At 42.2% G+C, this 20,346-nt stretch carries 13 protein-coding genes; 8 read left to right on the plus strand and 5 right to left on the minus strand.

Annotated elements, in window-relative coordinates; genetic code table 11:
* Nucleotides 1–66: 66 nt before the first annotated feature.
* Complete coding sequence (locus AC570I_RS02475) at nt 67–1,002, minus strand: polysaccharide lyase (RefSeq protein WP_497404117.1); 936 nt, start codon at nt 1,000–1,002, stop codon at nt 67–69.
* A gap of 68 nt (nt 1,003–1,070) precedes the next feature.
* A complete protein-coding gene (locus tag AC570I_RS02480) occupies nt 1,071–1,526 on the minus strand; it encodes a beta/gamma crystallin family protein (RefSeq protein WP_497404119.1) in 456 nt (151 codons plus the stop codon).
* 504 nt (nt 1,527–2,030) lie between these two features.
* On the opposite strand from AC570I_RS02480, the gene AC570I_RS02485 reads away from it, so the two are divergent.
* The 3 genes from AC570I_RS02485 (at nt 2,031) to AC570I_RS02495 (ending at nt 6,418) form a co-directional block, all read left to right on the plus strand.
* Nucleotides 2,031–3,257 carry a purple acid phosphatase family protein gene (locus AC570I_RS02485; protein WP_497404121.1) on the plus strand — a complete coding sequence of 409 codons (1,227 nt, stop codon included), beginning with the start codon at nt 2,031–2,033 and terminating at the stop codon, nt 3,255–3,257.
* 131 nt (nt 3,258–3,388) lie between these two features.
* The gene (locus AC570I_RS02490; protein ID WP_497404123.1) at nt 3,389–4,966 is read left to right on the plus strand and encodes a beta/gamma crystallin family protein; all 1,578 of its coding nucleotides are present in this window, start codon (nt 3,389–3,391) and stop codon (nt 4,964–4,966) included.
* Between the two features lie 63 nt (nt 4,967–5,029).
* Nucleotides 5,030–6,418: an alpha-L-fucosidase gene (locus AC570I_RS02495; RefSeq protein ID WP_497404125.1), complete on the plus strand. Its 1,389-nt coding sequence runs from the start codon at nt 5,030–5,032 to the stop codon at nt 6,416–6,418.
* Nucleotides 6,419–6,537: 119 nt separating this feature from the next.
* On the opposite strand, the gene AC570I_RS02500 is transcribed toward AC570I_RS02495, so the two are convergent.
* Nucleotides 6,538–7,212, minus strand: a complete 675-nt coding sequence (locus tag AC570I_RS02500) for a response regulator transcription factor (RefSeq protein ID WP_497404127.1) — start codon at nt 7,210–7,212, stop codon at nt 6,538–6,540.
* A gap of 17 nt (nt 7,213–7,229) precedes the next feature.
* A complete protein-coding gene (locus AC570I_RS02505) occupies nt 7,230–10,592 on the minus strand; it encodes a ligand-binding sensor domain-containing protein (protein ID WP_497404129.1) in 3,363 nt (1,120 codons plus the stop codon).
* Nucleotides 10,593–10,806: 214 nt separating this feature from the next.
* Here AC570I_RS02505 and AC570I_RS02510 point away from each other — a divergent pair, with 214 nt between their 5' ends.
* The 5 genes from AC570I_RS02510 to AC570I_RS02530 all read left to right on the plus strand — a co-directional run bounded on the left by AC570I_RS02510 (nt 10,807) and on the right by AC570I_RS02530 (nt 19,500).
* A complete protein-coding gene (locus AC570I_RS02510; RefSeq protein ID WP_497404131.1) occupies nt 10,807–14,010 on the plus strand; it encodes a SusC/RagA family TonB-linked outer membrane protein in 3,204 nt (1,067 codons plus the stop codon).
* An 18-nt stretch (nt 14,011–14,028) separates the two neighbouring features.
* On the plus strand, nt 14,029–15,930 hold the full coding sequence (locus AC570I_RS02515; RefSeq protein ID WP_497404133.1) for a RagB/SusD family nutrient uptake outer membrane protein: 1,902 nt from the start codon (nt 14,029–14,031) through the stop codon (nt 15,928–15,930).
* A 13-nt stretch (nt 15,931–15,943) separates the two neighbouring features.
* Entirely contained in the window at nt 15,944–16,867 is a 924-nt protein-coding gene (locus tag AC570I_RS02520; protein ID WP_497404135.1) for a DUF5017 domain-containing protein, read from the plus strand.
* A gap of 184 nt (nt 16,868–17,051) precedes the next feature.
* Nucleotides 17,052–18,647: a beta/gamma crystallin family protein gene (locus tag AC570I_RS02525; RefSeq protein ID WP_497404137.1), complete on the plus strand. Its 1,596-nt coding sequence runs from the start codon at nt 17,052–17,054 to the stop codon at nt 18,645–18,647.
* Between the two features lie 328 nt (nt 18,648–18,975).
* On the plus strand, nt 18,976–19,500 hold the full coding sequence (locus AC570I_RS02530) for a sigma-70 family RNA polymerase sigma factor (RefSeq protein WP_497404139.1): 525 nt from the start codon (nt 18,976–18,978) through the stop codon (nt 19,498–19,500).
* 40 nt (nt 19,501–19,540) lie between these two features.
* On the opposite strand, the gene AC570I_RS02535 is transcribed toward AC570I_RS02530, so the two are convergent.
* Complete coding sequence (locus AC570I_RS02535) at nt 19,541–20,344, minus strand: 5'-nucleotidase, lipoprotein e(P4) family (protein WP_497404142.1); 804 nt, start codon at nt 20,342–20,344, stop codon at nt 19,541–19,543.
* Between the last annotated feature and the right edge of the window lie 2 nt (nt 20,345–20,346).

A 20,346-nucleotide genomic window follows, 5' to 3' on the forward strand; every position in this document is an offset into this window, starting at 1 on the left:
GTATTTTAGCAGATATTAAGTAACCAAAGCGTTTTAGACCTGAGGATTGCAATGATACATTTTGAATTAATTTGACCAGGAGACATTATCTAAAAATATAAAGTCGTCAACCGGAGCCGCCCAACTCAATGTCGATCCACCCCGATAAACCCCTGTTATGAATTCGTCAATTTCGCGTCCAGCAGCTGTAGTCGCATAACGAATATTTGTTTTGTTAATCAGGGTTTGCGGTGATGACCATGTTCCGCTATTGTTTTCGCTTACTGTAATTTTTAATATTCCATTGGCATTTGTAGAGGTATTGAGCGTAACTTCCATTCTAACTCTGTACCACTTCCCGCTTTTTAAACCCGTGCCGTCGCCTCCAAAATATTTTGCACCAAAATTATCACCACAGGTGGCAGGCTTATCTACGTAATAAACGTATGGCATCAAATACGGTGTGCCGGCATCATCTGTATTCCACATTACCCTTGATGACCACCCGTTACCATCTGTTGTAATTACACATCCTGTGTAAGTTGTGCCGCCACCCAAACCTGGGATTTTACCACCCCAACTCCACACAAACGGTACGGTTACATAACCAAATTTCACGTCATACTGCAATATTTTTCGTGTTGTGCTTCTTCCGATTGTAGCATTTGACCACATTCCACCATCATCCCCGATTTTATTCGCCAGTAATTTTACCCTCAAAGTATTGGATTCGGTATACAACCGACTGACTTCATCAGTATTTAATGAAGATGAACCACTGTATGCTGCGTTATCATTTCCAAAATCAGTGTTCCAGTAGTTGAGGGGGTATCCTCCATTTGTCCGTGTAAAGTCAATCGTTCGAGTGTCATAAACGGTTTCCACTACAGCAGCTGCAGACACCGAAGCATCTTTAGCAGTGGTTTCGACTAAATTTTCCTGGCTTAAACCAGATTTTTCAACATCATTTTTACATGCAAGAATAAGTATTGCAAGTAGCAGGATTAGATTTGTTTTTTTCATGATTAGCTTTTTAGTTATGGTAAAAATGATACAAGCACAACTGCTTAAGCAGTCGTGCCTGTTTCCTGTTACTTTTTCGAAACATTGATAGAAGAAACATTGTCATTGAAACCAATGTCAACCAGACATTTTTTGCTCGATGTAAGCACAGTTGATTCACCAGTTAAATCTTCGCTTTTGTAAAGCGTTACCTTAAGGCCATCAGGCACAGTTACAGACGATATCTGGTTTTTAGTTACACCTGCTTTAACCAGTTCAGCTAAAGTATACTTGCCTACGCCAAAGGATGCAGACCAGCCGCCGTTACTGCAGCCCTGGAATACCGTTACTTTGGGTTCCTCTGGTTTTGTATCCTTCCCCGGGTTTGTTTCCTGGTATGGTTTTACATCCACTCCGGTAACGCTTGCCTTTGGCACTGCATTTTCCATAGTATTGATTACTTTGCCGGCCGCTTTCGCCGCATTCATTTGGGAGGATCCTGCCAAGCCTAGTGCCAGCGATACAATCATCATTTTAGTTTTCATTTTTTTGTTTTTTGATTTATCGGTTATTCTCCACTTTTATCAGTGTTGAATAATCTAAATTTAGATACGGACCTTGAGCAAATAGGGCTAATATTCTAACTATTTAGGGGGAAAATTGCTGAAGATAGCTTTGTAAGATCACACATGTATTTCTGCCAGGCAAGGGTTTTCTCCTGTATTCCTTCGACCACAAAGGCACCACGACATATAACCGGTACGTTTCAAAGACATGCCTGAAGCTGAGGTGAAACGTGGCAGGAACATCAAAACACGTAGCAGACACGTTCGAGACACGTTCAAGACACGTACGAAACACGGACAAGTTATACTGTATTTAAGGTGAATTATGCCTTGAATATGCCTTCATACCTAGCCCAGGCCCACAGAATATATCCTGATGAAGTTTTATATCATTTAACCATTTATCACCCTAATTACTTAGGATTTTCTCCCATTGGATTGAAGCGCTCCAGATAAATTTGCTAGTGACAAATCAGCAACAATATGAGTAATCAGAAACCCCCGCGCAGAAGTTTCCTAAAAAAGTTATCCAACCTTGGCTTGGCAGGATTTCTAGGTACCACAATACCTGCATTTTCTCAGGTCAAATCCAGTCAATCCTTAACCAATCACACTGATGGGGATTACCACTTCCTTACGCAACCCTATTTACAATGCTTTTCCCCAAATGAAATCATTATTCGATGGATAACCAATAAACCCGGGAAGAGCTGGGTGGCTTTTGGGGAAGATAAAAATTTGAATAACATCGCTACTCCACAGACTAAACTCGGATTTATAGAGGCCGATAATACCGTAAATTCAATCATACTGAAAAATCTTAAACCGGGTAAAACTTATTATTATAAGGTTTGCTCCAAAGAGATCAGCAGCTTTAGCTCTTATCCAAAATACGGCATTACAATTGAAAGCCAGGTGTTTTCTTTTACTGCGCCTGATGAGCATGCAAAGGAAGTTTCGATGCTGATCCTGAACGATACGCACGACCGGCCTGAATCTATCCCACATCTGATCAGCCTTAATAAAAATAAACCATTTGATTTCACTTTTTTCAATGGTGATATTTTCACCTTTGTGCATAACGAACCGCAGATCATTGATCACTTCATCAACCCGGTTTTACAATCGCTGGGCTCCACAAAGCCTTTTATGTTCGTGCGTGGAAACCACGAAACCAGGGGGCGCTATGCCCGGCAGTTCGACCGTTATTTCCTAACCCAAAACAATCAGTTTTATTTTACCTTCAACTGGGGGCCAGTGCAGTTTATGGTAATTGATACGGGTGAAGACAAGGTTGATACACATAATGAATATGCCGGTGTGGTTGATTTTGATGATTATAGAATAGAACAGGCCAAATCAGCCGAATCGGTGATGAAGAGCAAGGCCTTCAAACAGGCCAGATACCGTGTGGTATTGATGCACATTCCGCATTTTAATTCCGACGAAAAACATGGAACCACGCATGTGCGGAAACTGTTTCACCCGCTGTTCGAAAAATACAAAGTCGATATTGTGCTTTCTGGGCACACGCATACCTACGGTATACATCCGCCGGATGATCAGCACGGCTATCCGCTGATTATTGGTGGGGGACCTGAAGACGGTAAGCGTACGCTGATTCAGCTCCACGCTGATGCTAATTATCTAACGGTCAATATGCTCCGCGATGACGGTGTGGACCTCGGGAACTATATCATAAAATCCTAAAACCGGATTTTTACCAATTTTGTAGGATATCTCCCCCTTTTTAAACGGAATTTTCACCCCTGCATCATTTTAAACCATACTAACTTAGTTAAATGAATTTAGGATAAACACACAACCAGGAAAAAACAACTATGAAAAAATCAATCATTTTAATCACCATGGCCATCTGCGGCTGTGTGATTTATGCCTGTCAAAAAACAGCACCTGAAACGGTTGAAGATTTAAAACCTCAGGCCATAAGCGCTACCGCTGGTGATCCGATATTGCTTGCGTCAAACGGACTAACGATTGAAAGCCTGAACGGAGCAATCACTGCCAATGAGATTGCCGGTTTCAAAACGTATATCAATACGCAGAATGTAAATTCATATGGAGGAAATAACATCTGGGTTTTTGGTGGTCCGAGTTCAAATGTAGAAGCCTGTGGAAATATGTATGAAGCCACTGGTGACGTGGCCATACTGGATAGGATGATTTATTTCTGCGATGGAATTTTATCGACCCGAAATGATAAAGCCACTGCGGCCAACGGAGGACAAAAAACCACGTGGACAGGAAACATCGATCCCATCTGGCCATCATCGGCTAAAGATACGGTTATTGCACAAGCAGGTATTGAGCAGGGGAGGGTACTAGCCCACATGGCCTATTGCGCAAAACTAATTCTTGAACATCCGGCGATATGGAATACTAATGTGGGAATCGGAGATTCAAAGGGCTATGGCGCAACCTACAAAGCCAGGGCATTGAAATACATCACTGAATGTAATTATGTGATCGATAACTGGATAATTCCACGTTTTGTCCGAACTTCTGATAAGTTACTCTATTTTCCAGGTGCACCAAATACCTATATGGCCAACGGCCCTGCGCCATGGAATCAACTGGTGATGGTGACTGATGTGATGATCAGGCTGGTACAGTGCCACGTATTATTAAATAATGAGGCTTCCAGGATCACTCAATACGATGCGATTGTACAGGCCAATATCAACTGGTTTATTTCAAACTTAACATCAGTTACCTCAGCCCAGGGGAGTGCCTGCTGGAGATGGATGTATTCGCTTACAAGTGCATCTTTGGAAGATTGTAACCATTTTGCCTACGATGCCGAAGGATTGTGGATGGCTTACAATAGTGGCCGTTACAACATACCGTTGCTCACCGTCACTAAAATGGCAAATACCCTTTTCGATATAGTACTTAAAAACCAGAATGCAGATGGTAGTTATGCCGGGCGCGTAAACGGAACTACAGGGATTAATCTCGCCGCGGGCTTTTCCTCATTAAAACATGAGTATTTTTATCTGGCAGATATTCGTCAGGATAAATATTTTACCGCCGCAAATATCAACATTTCATCTGGCGATGCAGCGAGTACAGGCGCTACCACAGCACGTATTCTTTGGCTTAAAAACCGCAGATATCTTGCAGGCGATGGCAATGTTCAGCTTTACCAGGGCTGCGACTACAGCGGGTGGAAAGCCAGCTTTGGCTCCGGTAATTTTTTATTGTCAGCACTGGTTGCCAATGGGGGCGTAAATGATGATGCCTCGGCTATTAAAGTACCCCCAGGGATGCAAGCCGTTCTGTACACCAGTGATAACTATGGCGGAACAGCCGTAACTTTCACCGCAGATGCTGCCTGCTTAAGTTCCAGTGGAATTAATGATGCAGTTTCATCTCTAAAAGTGACTACAATTCCGTAACAAACAAGAGGTATTTACACAGTGCCTGAATTATAAACATATAAACCAATTTCTAATCACTACATGAAAAAAACAACTTCCATTTTTGTACTTCTCCTTTTATGCGGGGCATTTACTTTTGCCCAGACTGCTAGGCCGGATATGACCTGGTTTAAAGATGCCAAGTTCGGCCTGTTTTTACATTGGGGTCTATACGCAGAAGCTGCCGGCGACTGGAACGGCCATGTCTCCAAAGGCGGCGAACACTTTATGTTGTATGAGCGTATACCGGTAAAAACCTATGCGACAATAGCAAAAAAATTCAATCCAAGCCAGTTTAATGCCGATAAATGGGTGAAACAGGCAAAGGATGCCGGAATGAAATACATCGTATACACCACAAAACATCACGATGGTTTTGCGATGTACAATTCCGCAGTAAGCGATTACAATATTTACAAGTTAACGCCATTTCACCGCGACCCCTTAGCTGAGCTGGCAGCAGCCTGTAAGAAATACGATATCAAATTGTGCTTGTATTATTCTTTGGGCAGAGACTGGCAAGATCCGGATGTACCGACTAACTGGCCTGTTAAAGCCGGTAGGAGCAATACCTGGGATTTTCCTGATGAAGATGCCAAAGTTTTTAACAGATATTTCGAGCGCAAGGTGAAACCTCAGATAAAGGAGCTACTCACTAATTATGGCCCAATCGGTGTAATGTGGTTTGATACTCCTGAACTCATCAGTAAAAATGAAAGCGCTGAACTGCGTAGTCTGATATCCAGTCTGCAACCGAATTGCCTGGTAAATAACCGGATTGCGAACGGTTTCGGCGATTTTGATATTTCTGAACAGAAGTTAAATACTGCCGCTAAGAAATACTGGGAAGCTTGTTTAACCATCGGAAAAAACTGGGGATACAACAGGCACGACAGTACCTGGAAATCTTCTGAAACACTTGTCCGCAACTTAATTAATGTGGTGGCTAATAATGGAAATTTGCTACTGAATGTAGGGCCTACAGGAAAAGGGATATTTCCCGATTGGGCTGTTGCCAGACTCGATTCGGTAGGTGACTGGATGAAAACTAATGGCCAGGCCATAACGGGTACCCATCCTTACACAATCACAGCAGAGGGAAATGAAAAGGAAAATAATGCAATCAGGAACATTAAAGCCGAAGGTAAAATGATTGATGCAGTTTATGATGGAACACCAAAACTGCTTGATCCGGATATATTTTTTACCGCTAAAGACAAAAATGTTTATGTATTATTGAGAAGCTGGGATAAAAAGCAATTCGCTATCAAAAGTTTGAAAGGTGTATCTATTTCTGGTGTTGAATTACTGGGAAGCAAAGAAAAAGTCGCCTGGAAATCAACTGATTCCGGAGTTTCGGTTACCCTCCCTGCAAACTTCAGAAAAGTCAGCAAAATACCCGTATATACACTTAAAGTAACGTTGAAATAATCCTTCAAACATAAATTACTAACGCTGAGCACGCATCCGTTGCCCCGGCGTTAGTAATTACATTCAAAACCTTCTCAAATCTAATATCTCCAGTCTTAAGGCTCAAATCAGGAGCCGCTTTACTGCCTCATCCCGCTCTGGTATTCCCGCGGGCTCACGCCAAAAAACTTTTTAAACTCCACGCTGAAATACTTTCTATCGTTAAAGCCTACCGAATAGGCAATATCGGTGATACTGCCGGATCTCAAATCCAGTAGCTGTGCGGCACGTTTCAACCGGATAGACTTTATAAAATCGTTAACAGAGATTCCGGTGAGGGCCCTAAGCTTTTTATAGAGTACCGGCTGGCTCATACCCATCTTTTTTGCTAAGAAGGGAACATCAAATTGTTCAACAATATTTTCTTCGATGGTTGCGATCAGTTTATTGAGAAAATCTTCATCAGCTTTTCTGATCACAACATGTGTAGGCTCAAGCACCATGACGTTGCTAAATTTGCTCTTGATCTTCTCGCGTGTAGCCAACAGGTTTTGAAGGTGAACTTTAAGCAAGCGTATATTAAATGGTTTGGTCATGTACACATCTGCACCAGTTTCCAATCCGTTGATCTGGTGTACGTAGGCCGACCTCGCAGTAAGCAATACAATTGGAATATGGCTGGTACGCTCATCTGTCTTCAGCTTGCTGCATAAAGTAAGCCCATCCATTTCCGGCATCATCACATCGCTGATGATGATATCAGGAATCTGCTCAACGGCATACTCCCAGCCTTGAAGACCATTTTCACAAATCACCACATCGTAGTCCTGACTCAGATAGCTCTTAATAAGAACCGGATGTCCTGATTGTCTTCAACAAGCAGTATGGTGAAACGCTCCTGGAAAGCCGTGTCCTGCACAATTTCCGGATTAATATTTTCCTCGCTAAGTGCAACAGGGGAGAAGCTATAGCCCGATAAAGCTTCATATTCGCGGTCATCTTCCACGAGGTCTTCTGCTTTGAAAAAATCCTTACCTGTTTTCAGCATTACAGTGAAGCGGGTAAAGCCTGTTTTTTCAATCGTTTCAGGCGTGCTCTCAAAGCTAATCTCACCATGATGAAGTTCAACAATAGTTTTAGAAAATGACAAACCTATTCCTGTGCCAATATTCAATCCGGGATTTACCTGGTAAAAAGCATCAAATAAATTTGTTTGCTGGTCCAGTGGAATGCCTTTGCCTTCGTTAGAAACGCTGATGGCTACGCTTCCGTTCTCCGGCTTCAGGCTTACCACCACTTTGCCATTTTCATTACCGAATTTAATTGCATTCGATAGGAGATTGTACAAAACCTTCTCCAGTTGTTTCTGATCAAAATATAATTTAATGTCGCTCTCTGCGCTTTCAAACCTGTAGTCAATCTTTTTTTCGGCAGCGAGATCGCGGAAGGCAAGGTAAATTTCCTTGGTAAACTGAACAATATTCCCTGGACTTACTTCCAGCTGCATTTTGCCGCTTTCAGCTTTTCTGAAGTCAAGAAGCTCCGTTACCAGGCGCATCAAGCGGTCGGCATTATTTTTAATGGGCTGCAGTTCCTTATTCCACTGCCACTGATCGCGTGTTTCTTCAATGAGTTTGTCGAGAGGGCCTAAAATTAAAGTTAGAGGCGTTCTGATTTCATGCGAGATGTTGGTGAAGAACTCGAGTTTGTGTGCGCTGATTTCTTTCTCTTTAAACAATATGGCTCTCAGAAAAATGTAGCGTAAAAGTAGTGCAACAATGAGGGCGGCTAACAGTACATAAAACAGGTAAGCCCACCAGGTACTGTAAAAAGGAGGTTTGATCCTGATGTCCATGTTGAGCATATTGGAGCTGTAAATGCCGTCGTTGTTAATTCCTTTAACCAGAAATCGGTAATTGCCGGTAGGCAAATTAGTATAGGTAACAGAAGGAATGTTTCCGCGGTTCCACTTTTTCTCGAAGCCTTCCAGTTTATACAGATACTGGTTCTTTTCCGGTTTAATAAAGTTTAATAAGGCAAAGTCGAGGGTAAAAGTGTTTTGGTCATTCCCTAACACCAGCTTTTTAGTCTGAACAATGTTTTTCTCCAACAGCAGGTCTTCTCCGTTTATTTTAACCGGTTGATTGTCCAGGATCAGATCTGTAAAAGTCATTTCAGATGCCTGATTATTGGTTTGAATTTTATCAGGATAAAAGCCTACAAAGCCATTATAACCACCAAACAACATTTCACCATCACTTTTTCTAAAGAAGGCATTACTGTTGAATTCGTTGCCAGGCAGGCCATCAGAGATGGTGTAGTTTTTAAAGCTCTGGCTTGGCCGATCCAGCATAGAAAGGCCATTGGCGGTGCCAATCCAGATATTGCCTTTTTCATCCTCCATCAGTCCGAAAACATCATCATTTGGTAAGCCGCTTTTTCTAGTATATCGGATGATGCGGTTATGTAGCTGGTCATATTTTATCATGCCAGCATGATTGGTGCCGATAAAGATTTCACCGTTTTTGGTTTCGAGCAAACAATTCACGAAGAAATTGATCCGCTCTTTGGTTTGCGGATCGTTAATGCTGTAAAATTCATTGCGTAATGGATTCAGAATGAAGAGGCCATAGGTAGTTCCGAAATATACCCGTTCATTGATCATCATATATTTCACCTTTGCAGCTTTTGGAAACGCAGCAGGTAAAGGGTAATTTGAAAATGAAGTTTTGGCGGTATTGGATATTTTAATTCCGTTCCGCTGTGTAGCCACCCAAAGTCGTCCCTGTTGATCTTCTGCAATAGATACAATTTCATCAAGAAGATTTGTTTCTTTTTCACTGCCCAGGTCAAAATGCGTGAAGGAAGCCGTTATAGAGTTATAGCAACTTAATCCACCTGAATGTGTGCCCACCCATAGCGTGCCGTTTCGGTCGTAGAATATCTTCTTGATCAGATTTGATCTCAATGCACCTGCGGCCCCTGTACTCAGGAAGGCAACATACTGCCGGCTGATATGGTTATAAAAGTTTAATCCGCCACCTTCGGTTCCTATCCAGAGATTTTTCTGATTGTCTTCGGCGAAACCGCTGATCACGTTATTGTTGATACTTGATCTGGCATTGCTTCGCTGATATATTTTAAATGAGGTGTGATAAGGGTAATTGATGTTTACGCCTCCGAAGTAGGTGCCCACCCACATCGAACCGTTTTTATCTTTGTATAACTTATAAATTGAGTTTTGATTCAGACTGCTTTTATTGTCTGGCTCATATTGAAGATTAGTAAAGGAACCCTGCTGATTTAAAATACTGATGCCGTCGAGCGTGCCCACCCACAGGCGGCCCTGATCATCCAGTTCCAGACTTCTGATGGTATTGTTAACCAGCGAATGCGGATCAGCAGCTGAATGTTTGAATATACTAAAGGTAGCGCTATTGTTGTTCCACAGATTCAGGCCGTTCCTTTGTGTACCCACCCAAAGCCGGTTTGCACGGTCTTCGAGAATGGAAGTGATGTTATTATCACTGATACTCCCTGCTTTGCCGTTAGCCATATAACTGACCATCCTGAACTTCTGATCCTGGGGTGCCAGGCAGAATAGCCCGTTAGCTGTACCCACCCAGATGTTTCCAAGGTGATCCTCTTTAATTGCCCTTGCATTAATTGCTGATTTAGGTTGTGAAGGGTTAAAATACCTCACTAAGTGTAGCGTATTGCCATTTTTAAACAGGAACACACCGCTTTGTGTGCCGATCCAGATATTACCCTTTCTATCTTCCGTGATGCAGTTAATGCTGATGCCCTTCAACGTATTTGCTTTTTTTGAATCATTTAGTACCTGTTCAAAATGATCGTCTTCAGGATGATAAATGTTGAGGCCTGAAATGGTACCTACCCAAAGCGTTTTCCTGCTGTCTGTATATAATGCTGTAATGTAATTATTGGAGATGGATGTCGGTTCTTTCTCATTGTGCTGGTATACCTTAAAACGATAACCGTCATAACGGTTTAAGCCAAGGCGGGTGCCGAGCCACATGAAACCCTGCTGGTCTTGTGCGATGGAGATTACAGAACTTTGCGATAGTCCTTTTTCCACACCAAGGTGATCAAACGATATCGTTTGTTGGGCAGCACTTTGCAGGCAGATTATTAAAAAAGAAGAGAGCAGACAGGTTAGTAATCTACAATTCATGAATGGTGGTTTTGTTGTTTGGATGTCTTGTTATCCCTACTAAAATAGGGTTAAAATGTATTTTTCACGAGAGATTTAGGATTTTCACCCCTTTTAGTTTGAAAATTACCCCAAGTGGATGGGAAAGTGCCAGTAAGTTTGCTTTTAGATCAGCCATTCTGAACCAGGCTGGTTAGGAAAGCAAACAATTATAACCAAACAAAACAACCAGACTATGAGTAAAATTTACTTGATGGCCAAACAGCGGGGACTGGTGCATTACTTTGCACAGCAAAAAATCCTGATCTGGATAGCCGTATTATTGTTAAACAGTGCCGCCGCTTTTGCGCAGACGAAGAGCATTACCGGGGTAGTAATTGATGAAGGAAAAACCGGAATACCGGGAGTTTCAGTATCGGTAAAGGGAACTAAAACAGCTGTGCAAACCGATGCCAATGGAAAGTATAAAATTTCGGCGACGCCAACTGATCAGTTGGTATTTAATTATGTGGGCTACACGTCACAGTCTATACTTATTGGGACAAAGACAACTATTAATGTGAGCCTTGTATCAGCCTCAACAGGTTTGAGTGATGTAGTAGTGGTGGGATATGGAACTACTAAAAGAGGGGATTTAACTGGTGCAGTAGGGTCGGTAAATATGAAAGATTTTGAGAAAGCTCCTGTAAAATCATTTGACCAGGCACTGGCGGGTCGCGTGGCAGGGGTACAGGTTTCTCTGGGAGACGGGCAGCCCGGAACTGTGGCTGATATAGTGATCCGGGGTTCAGGCTCTATTACACAAGACAATTCACCACTATTTGTAATTGATGGTTTCCCATCGGAAAGTTCTCAGGCCAATTCTATAAGTCCGGCAGATATCGAAAGTATTGATGTATTGAAAGATGCGTCAGCTACCGCTATTTATGGTGCTCGGGGCTCGAACGGTGTGATATTAATTACGACCAAACGCGGTGTGGTTGGTGTCCCAAAAATTACCTACAATGCCTATTATGGACTAACACAGAAACCAAAGCAAATGGAACTGATGGGGGGATATGATTATGTGAAAATGATTCTGGAGAAAACACCGAGCCTGGCCACAAGTTATTTGGCAAATGGTGTAACGTTCGATGATTACAGAAATGTAACAAGTTACGATCTTCAGGATTTTATCTATCAGGTTGGGAAAAATCAGAACCACGACTTGGCCATCCGGGGTGGAGCTGATAAAACTACTTATTCCTTATCGCTGAACTATAACGACCAGCAAGGGAGCGTTAAAAACGGTGGGTTTAAACGCTATCAGGGTCGTTTGGTATTGGATCAGAATATTTCTAAAAAAATTAAGGTGGGAGTAAATACCAATTATTCCTACTCAGAAGCCTTTGGGTTGCAACTCAACATCAACAATCAGTATGCATCAGCGAACTTTTTATACTCTGTTTGGGGATACCGTCCGGTAACTCCAATAGGCGGAGCGCTTACAGCAGATGATTTGCTCGAAACCTTTTATGATCCGGCAATTGAAACCAATGGTGCTCAAGATAATCGTGTCAACCCACTTATCAATCTCAACAACCAGCAAACCTTATCGAAGAATACCAACAGTCAAACTAACGGCTATGCGGAATACTTAATTACATCTAAACTTAAACTTAGGGTTTCTGCGGGTTTTAATAACGGGATTGTTGAATCCAATATCTTTAATAATTCACGTACACAATCGGGCAGTAAATTTACCAGCAGCGGCGCGAACGCTACGGTTGGGAATGTGAAAACATTTAACCTGGTAAACGATAATATTTTAACCTATTCAAACAAATTCGCAAAAAAACACAATGTTAGTTTAATGGCAGGCTATTCAACTCAATCTAACAGAACCTCTACTCGTTCCATGACTGCAAAACAAATCACTGACGAATCGATGGGACTTAATGCGATTGACATGGTTCCAGCAAGCAATCTTTCCGTGGTTTCATCCTCATCCGTATGGAAATTGCAATCTTTCTTAGCTCGCGCCAACTATGATTATAAGGGTAAATACCTGCTAACGGCAAGTTACCGTGCAGATGGATCTTCAAAATTTGCACAGGGTAATCGCTGGGGTTATTTCCCATCGACGTCAGTAGCATGGAAATTTGGCCAGGAAGCATTTCTTAAAAATGCAAAATGGCTATCTGATGCAAAACTACGTATGGGCTATGGTGAATCGGGTAATAATCGTGTGGGCGATTTTTCTTACGTCTCTCAAGCCAATTTAACCAATATAGAATACTGGTATTCGTACAATGCGCAGGCACTGCAATCCGGTTTCTTAATTACCGCTGCTGCTAATCCTGATCTGAAATGGGAAACCAATAAACAGACCAATATCGGTCTGGATTTGAGCTTTTTCAAAAAGAGAATAGAATTAACTGTTGATGCTTATAAGAGAGTAACAAACGATCTTTTGCTCAATGCCCTTTTGCCATATGTAACAGGTATTCCAAGTGCAAAAGGTTTCAAGAATGTCGGGAGTTTGGAAAATAAAGGACTGGAGATTACTTTGAACACTGCTAATATCAGAACAAAAAACTTCGGATGGACCAGTAATTTCAATATTTCCTTTAACAAAAACAAAATCCTGGAATTGACAGAAGGAACAAATGTTTTGACGTCGGGATCGGGAACGTTCTTCGATACTAACTATTCCAGTCTGTCACCCTATATTTCAGTTAAAGGCCGTTCAGTAGGTGATATGTATGGGCTGGTGTACGACGGAGCGTATCAATATACAGACTTTGATAAAATGCCAGATGGCACCTATTTGCTTAAGTCAACCATAACAACCAATGGCTCTGGTAGAACTACCATCAGGCCTGGCGATATTAAATATAAGGATTTGAACGGAGATTTAACAGTTAATGCAGATGATTATACGATCATTGGTCGGGGATTACCAATTCATGTAGGTGGCTTGAGCAATAACTTCACCTATAAAAACTGGGATTTGAACGTGTTTTTGCAATGGAGCTACGGCAATAACATCATCAATGCCAATCGGTATGCTTTCGAAGGAGGAGTAGCAGCTAATGGATCTTTGAACCAGTTTGCATCTTACGCCAATCGCTGGACACCCGACAATACGACCAATGAAAATTTCAGGGCCGGCGGAATGTCTACAGCTAATTATTCCTCCAGAGTCGTGGAAGACGGATCTTATCTGCGATTGAAAACTGTCAAACTTGGTTATAGCTTTTCGCAAAAATTGTTAAGAAGGATAGGCATGTCGACGCTAAACCTCAATGTAGCTGCACAGAATATTTTAACCTTAACTGGGTATAAGGGGCTCGATCCTGAATCTTCTGCACGTCAGAGTAATTTAACGCCCGGCTTTGATTATGGTACATATCCGCAGGCCAGGGTAGTGACTCTGGGACTTAACGCAACTTTCTAATTTTAAACAAAACAAAATATGAAATATCTATATAGCTTTGTTATAGTGTTACTGCTAAGCATTACTACTTCTTGCAAAAAATATCTCGATACGACTCCAAATGATTTTTATTCTACTGTAAATTATTACGAAACACCAGCGCAGTTACAAACAGCATTAAATACTGTTTATAGTACTATTATGAACGGTAGAATGTTCGGATTGGTGTTGAATTTCAATTTTACCAGTACAACGGACGAGATGCTGCCAAATAGAAATCAATCTCAGGATAACAGGGGAATGCACTATTCCAACTGGACTGCTGGTCACGCTTACATCGCAACAACGTGGGAGTACCCTTACATTGCCATAAATTTGGCAAATAACCTGATTGATAATATCAATAAACCCGCTATGGATGAAACGCAACGTGGTTATATCAAAGGACAAGCTTTATTTTTGAGGGCTTATAACTACTTTGTACTCACTACCAATTTCGGAACGGTTCCCCTCGTTTTACACAGTCCAACCATCAATGAAGCCAATATTGCAGAGTCTTCGGTGGTAGAAGTATATCAGCAGATGGAAGCTGATTTAAAGGAAGCTGAAATTTTACTTGCCGGACGTACTTCTGCGTCATTGGGGTATAATGACGTAGTAACCGTCACTGCAGTACAGGCTATGTTGGCCAAACTCTACCTATATTGGGCAGGCTACCCCATAAAAGATACTTCAAAATATGAAGAATCGGTTACTTATGCTTCCAAAGTAGTAAACTCGGGTTTACATGCCCTAAATCCTGATTATAAACAAGTGTTCATTAATTTGTTTCAGGACAAATACGATCTGAAAGAAGATATTTTGGAGTGGGGATCAATTGGAGCTGCTGCAGGAGCAACCGCCAAATCGGGAAGTGATATTGGTAGCACCGTTGGTATTACCTCGACATTATCTACCAATACTTCCCCTATATATTCATATAATGCTGTAGGATGGATATGGGCGACCCGAAAACTATTTGATAGTTACGAAACTATTCCTACCAGCCAGTTAAGTTGGAAAGCTTCTCTTGATACACGAAGAGACTGGAATTGCGCCGATTTTTCATACAGTTATTCAATCGTAAATGGTGCCGAATCTAGAACGGCAACACCAGTTACAAATTTGTGGCAATTACGGTGTGGTAAATTTAGAAGAGAGTACGCGCCGATTGAGCAGAGAAACAATGGCACTTATGGCACCAATTGGCCTGCAATACGTTATGCAGATCTATTGCTGATGCGTGCGGAAGCCAACATTTTAAAGGCGAGCCCTGACTTGGCAGCAGCGAAAGCAGATATTGAAACAGTACGTCAGCGCGCATATGGAACAAAATATGGGAATATCTTAAAGGATATAACCGTAACACTTGGTGGTTCAGGATATTCTGCCACTGCACCGCCTGCAGTGACCATTAGTGGTGGAGGAGGCAGTGGGGCTACAGCGACAGCGGTAGTTTCAACGGCAGGAGTTGTTACTGGAATTCGGTTAACAAGCAGAGGAACCATCACAGCTTCGGGTCCGTATTTCACCAGCGCACCAACGATTACAATTGCAGCGCCTACCACTGGCACCAGAGCTACAGCGACTGCTACCATAACTAATGGTACAGAATATCTTTTGGCTTCTGGTCTAAGTCAATCTGGTTTGTTTGATATTTTGAAAGCGGAACGGATGCGCGAAATGTGTTACGAAGCTTCCCGAAGATACGACCTGGTTCGCTGGGGTAATTTCGTGAACGATATGATTGACTTCAGAACATACGGAAGTGCTAATGGAATAGGAGGAAATACCTATGCTTTGAGTTCGATTACAGGAATCGAATCCAGACATCTGCTGTTACCAAAACCTACCTACGAACTCAATCTAAACAAATTATTAAAACAGAATCCAGGCTATTAATATCGATAGGATAATGAAAAACTTAATCTACATAAGCTTTCTGTTAAGCACAGTTTTTTTTGCTTGCAAGAAGGAAATAACTGCCGAGATACCCACAGTTGAGTTCTCGCCACAAAACGCCAGAAGTATTAGTGGCGATACGCTAATATTTAAATTGGGGGATACTTGTAAATTTAATGTATCAGGTTATGCCGATAACATTACGCATTGGTCGGGTCTTGTTGGCAATAATTACGATAACAGAGATCGGACATCGGCATTAGGCAAGTTAATTTTAACCTTTAGCACAACCATGCAATTCGGCACCCAGGCCAATACTTTTAAAGTATTGGCAATTAAGAACCTCGCAAGCTTAGATTCTGCTACGGTGGTTAATGCAAACTGGACAGATATTACTTCCCGCACTACGCTGGCAACTAGTGCTACAGCAGTGAGTACCGGAAACGTAGATGTTACTGATTTAGTAAGCAGTGCTGATGATGTGCTATACCTTGCTTTTAAATATTCAGGTGTAACGGGTTCAACACAACGTACCTGGGTAATCAGCAACTACAGTCTTACCAATATTGGAAGTGATTTCAGTTATGTGCTGAGTAATCTGGCTAACGATGCTTCGTACTGGACGAGGTATGGTAACGTATGGACACCAGCTTCAGCGCGTTGGACTGCGACAAGTACAGCAATAACTATCGTCGGCGGTGCAGCCACCTTACCAACTAATACAAGCTGGATTGTTACCAAACCCCTTTATGTAGGAAGAATAACGCAGGATATCCCTACAGCTACGGTTAAAAATCTGGCAAGTGCTGCGGTTGCTTACTACGAATACAAATATGCTGCGGTAGGTACTTACAAATCAACTTTTGCCTATTACAGCAATACCAAGGATGATACAAAAGCGGCTACTAAAAACTTTTATATAAAAATTACCCAATAATTAACGTTCGGCCTCCCTGCAGCGGTTTTTGGTCTCTCTGCAGCGGAGGTTTTTTTTAAACGTTCTTTAGTTTCTGCAGATTACAAAATAAAAAATATTGAGGGCCTCCGTAATCAGGTTAGTAGTTGATGACGGTTGGCCCTTTTTTACTTCGAATCAATATTCTCTAACTAAATAATTAAATATGAAATTGAACCTAGTTATGACAAAATGTGTGCTGATTAGCGGCTTTGTCTTCAGTATTTTAATCTCGTGTAAGAAGTTCGATTTAACAGATGCTAACGCAGAAAATTTATTTTCTGATTCGCTGGCAGGCAATAAGCTCGCGGCCACGGCAGCCGCTGCAGCCTCAGGCATGCTAATTGAAAGTACCGCAGGGCCGGTAACCGCTGGTGAAATTGCATCATTTAAGTCGTATATGCTGGCGAGATCTTTTCCTGCCAATAATTGGAGTCCAACAAATGTTTGGGTTTATGGTCAGGGAGGCGCCGCCTTACAAGGCTTGGGTTTGATGTTTGAAGTGACAGAAGACAGGGTATTATTGGATCGTATGCTGCAATTTGCAGATAAGGCGATTACATGCCGAAACGATATTCTTCCGGCGGCAAGTGGTGGCCAACGTGTAATGTGGAATGGGAACATCGAACCAGTTTGGCCGAATACAGCTGATGGAAACCAGGCTGATGCGGCTCAAGGAGATATTGTAGGTCACATTGCTTATGCCGCTAAACTTATTCTCTCCCGTCCGGCACTTTGGAATCTTACCGTAGGAAGTGGGGATCCAAATGCCTACGGTGCAACCTATTATGCGCGGGCACTTACCTATGTGGCCCGATGTGAAGAAACAACGACATATATAAACGAATATATGGTTCGTTCATCAGATAATAAATTTTATTATCCTACACTTACAGGATGGACCTTTTTTCCGGGCGACGCAATGCCCTGGAACCAGCAGATGATGTTAAATAATGCTTTTCAGCGTCTCGCTGAGTGTCATCAGATTTTAGGAGATGCCCCATCGAAAGTAACCTATTATGACCAACTTGTGCAAACTTCTCTAAACTGGTTTTTAGCTACCTCTGTGTCGAAAACATCGGCTTCAGGCACTCCGGTATATTTTTGGAACTATGCAGTAACCTCGGTATCCACCTCACCCGAAGATACGGGACATGGCCGTTACGATGTTGGTGGATTTTTTCAGGCGTACCTAAGTGGAAGATATTCCTTACCACTGACAGCCGTTCAACGTTTTTCCAATACTGTTGTTGATGTTATGGCTCATAAAGAATCTCTTGGATGGCCAATTGCCGGCCGTATAGATGGTACCAACAGCAATGCCGGAGGATACAGTTTTCTTCACGAACGCTATCTTCCGATTGCCGTACGATATAATACTGATGAATGGGATTATCTCGTGAATGCTGATATTGCTTCTGGAGAGTATTCAACAAACGTATGGATGACCGCTCATATCCTTTCAGAAAAAAACTACCGTTATGTAAACGGCATCCAAAGTGGAGTAGTATTCTATCAAAACACTAACTATGCCGGAACAGCCAGTCAGTCCCTCCCTAAAGGGACTTACACTTTAGCTCAGCTCGCTGCGAAGGGCGTGCCAAACGACTGGGCTTCATCACTCCGCGTTCCCAGCGGATGGAAAGTAACTCTTTACCAGAGTGATAATTTCGCCGGTACATCATGGGTGCAAACAGCAGATAATGCCAGCCTTGTAGCTATTGGGGCGAACGACTCGATGAGCTCCTGTAAAATTGAATAGTTAATAATATTAAGAAAATAAACCGGGGCCTCCGTTATCAGGTTAGTTTTGATGACGGTTGGCCCTTTTTAAAACATGAAGAAGTTGGGGCCAGACCAGGCCCCGATAGCCTGCCTTACGAAATGGATATTTTGTTTAAGACAACTCTACAGGTTTCAAATACATGGGTGAAATTGGAAATCTGGTCTGAAAACAAAAAATAGGGATGAGTCCAATTCGTAACAGGTTTTGCAGCGCAGCGGTGGATGCCGCTGCGTTTTGCTTAGTTACTAAACCAAAAAATCATCAACAATTGGAATACAATAGATTAAATCTTGACAGAGATTTTATGAGGCATTTACAGACTGACAAACTACGCGCCTTCAATCATATCTTCAAATTTTCATGGATGCTGCTTTACAAAAAGGCAGTCTCAAAAGTAGGTTGTCCGGTTATTGCCAAAGATCTAGTACAGGATGCTTTTGTCGTGCTCTGGGGTAGAATGGATACGCTGGAGCAACAGCGTAGTGTAATCGCTCTTTTATATGCCATTCTGCGGAATAAAATATTCCATTTATACGAACATGAGCTGGTGAGGTTCAAATACGTCAATCAAACCGATTTTGCCGATAAAGAATTAACAGAAAGCGTGGAAGAGTTGTTCATTGCAAAAGAGCTGAAAGATTTGATTGAAACCAATATTAAGGGTTTACCGTTACGCATGCGAATGGTTTATCGGTTAAAGCGGGAGAAAGGACTTACTATAACTGAAATCGCTGAAAATATGTCGATCTCCGAACAAACCGTAAGAAACCAGTTGCATATGGCCTATACACGATTGCGAGGAAGCCTGGAACGCTATAAGCCAGCATAATAACCTCCCGCGCAAATCTGCAAATAGAAATTTAAAACGCCTATTTATAATTCTTCATCAATCCATTTAAAACGCTATTGCTGTCTGCAAATGATTTTGGTGTTTGTTTACCATACCATGAATCCTCCCAGTTGCCATACATCACATTGGGCAATACAATGAATTTCTTCCCGAACTGGCTTCGGTTTTCCTCTACCCATCGTTTTCGATCCTGCTCTGCATGATTGTCGAACAGGCCTGAAAAGTCGCCAAGGTTATCACCCAGAAGCAATCCGATTTCATAATCGGCCGCTATCTTCTCACGGCGTGCTACTTTTGAGGAAGTCGTCTCCAGCAATAACAGATGTTCCTCATCGGCGTTTGGAAAGCCAAATTTCTTCAGGTTTTCAATCGTCGCCGCCTTGTCCTGAAGAATTCTGTTGGTGACATAATAAACGGTTGCTCCTTTTGATGCCGCATACTTAAAGAATGAGGGGGCGCCCGGAACCGAGTCAGCCCGTACCTGCTTAGTCCACTGTACCCATGTTGAATCAGAATAATTTGCTTTAGCAAAGGCCTGATGAATGTAGTAGGGACTGTTATCCAATACCGTTTCATCAATGTCGGTCACAACAGCAAGTGGTTTTCCGAATGGCTTCCTCTCGAGTGCATCAAAGCTTAACCGGGCAAAGTTATAGGCCTGAAAAGACAGCGCGCGGTATTCTGCCGCCCGTTGTTGCCATAGGGCACCCCAGGCTGGTGCCTCGGGCATGAGCTGCAGCTGGTCTTTTTGCTGCTGGGTATTCATTTTGCACGATAACACAGATACCGTGGTCATTGCGAGTAATGTTATAGTTTTTTTCATTG

Source organism: Pedobacter sp. A2324 (assembly GCF_059693705.1).

Coding starts and splice junctions, on each gene's coding strand:
- AC570I_RS02520 (WP_497404135.1), top strand. CDS start 15,944: ATGAAAAACTTAATCTACATAAGCTTTCTGTTAAGCACAGTTTTTTTT.
- AC570I_RS02525 (WP_497404137.1), top strand. CDS start 17,052: ATGAAATTGAACCTAGTTATGACAAAATGTGTGCTGATTAGCGGCTTT.
- AC570I_RS02495 (WP_497404125.1), top strand. CDS start 5,030: ATGAAAAAAACAACTTCCATTTTTGTACTTCTCCTTTTATGCGGGGCA.
- AC570I_RS02515 (WP_497404133.1), top strand. CDS start 14,029: ATGAAATATCTATATAGCTTTGTTATAGTGTTACTGCTAAGCATTACT.
- AC570I_RS02475 (WP_497404117.1), bottom strand. CDS start 1,002: ATGAAAAAAACAAATCTAATCCTGCTACTTGCAATACTTATTCTTGCA.
- AC570I_RS02485 (WP_497404121.1), top strand. CDS start 2,031: ATGAGTAATCAGAAACCCCCGCGCAGAAGTTTCCTAAAAAAGTTATCC.
- AC570I_RS02510 (WP_497404131.1), top strand. CDS start 10,807: ATGAGTAAAATTTACTTGATGGCCAAACAGCGGGGACTGGTGCATTAC.
- AC570I_RS02490 (WP_497404123.1), top strand. CDS start 3,389: ATGAAAAAATCAATCATTTTAATCACCATGGCCATCTGCGGCTGTGTG.
- AC570I_RS02530 (WP_497404139.1), top strand. CDS start 18,976: ATGAGGCATTTACAGACTGACAAACTACGCGCCTTCAATCATATCTTC.
- AC570I_RS02535 (WP_497404142.1), bottom strand. CDS start 20,344: ATGAAAAAAACTATAACATTACTCGCAATGACCACGGTATCTGTGTTA.
- AC570I_RS02480 (WP_497404119.1), bottom strand. CDS start 1,526: ATGAAAACTAAAATGATGATTGTATCGCTGGCACTAGGCTTGGCAGGA.
- AC570I_RS02505 (WP_497404129.1), bottom strand. CDS start 10,592: ATGAATTGTAGATTACTAACCTGTCTGCTCTCTTCTTTTTTAATAATC.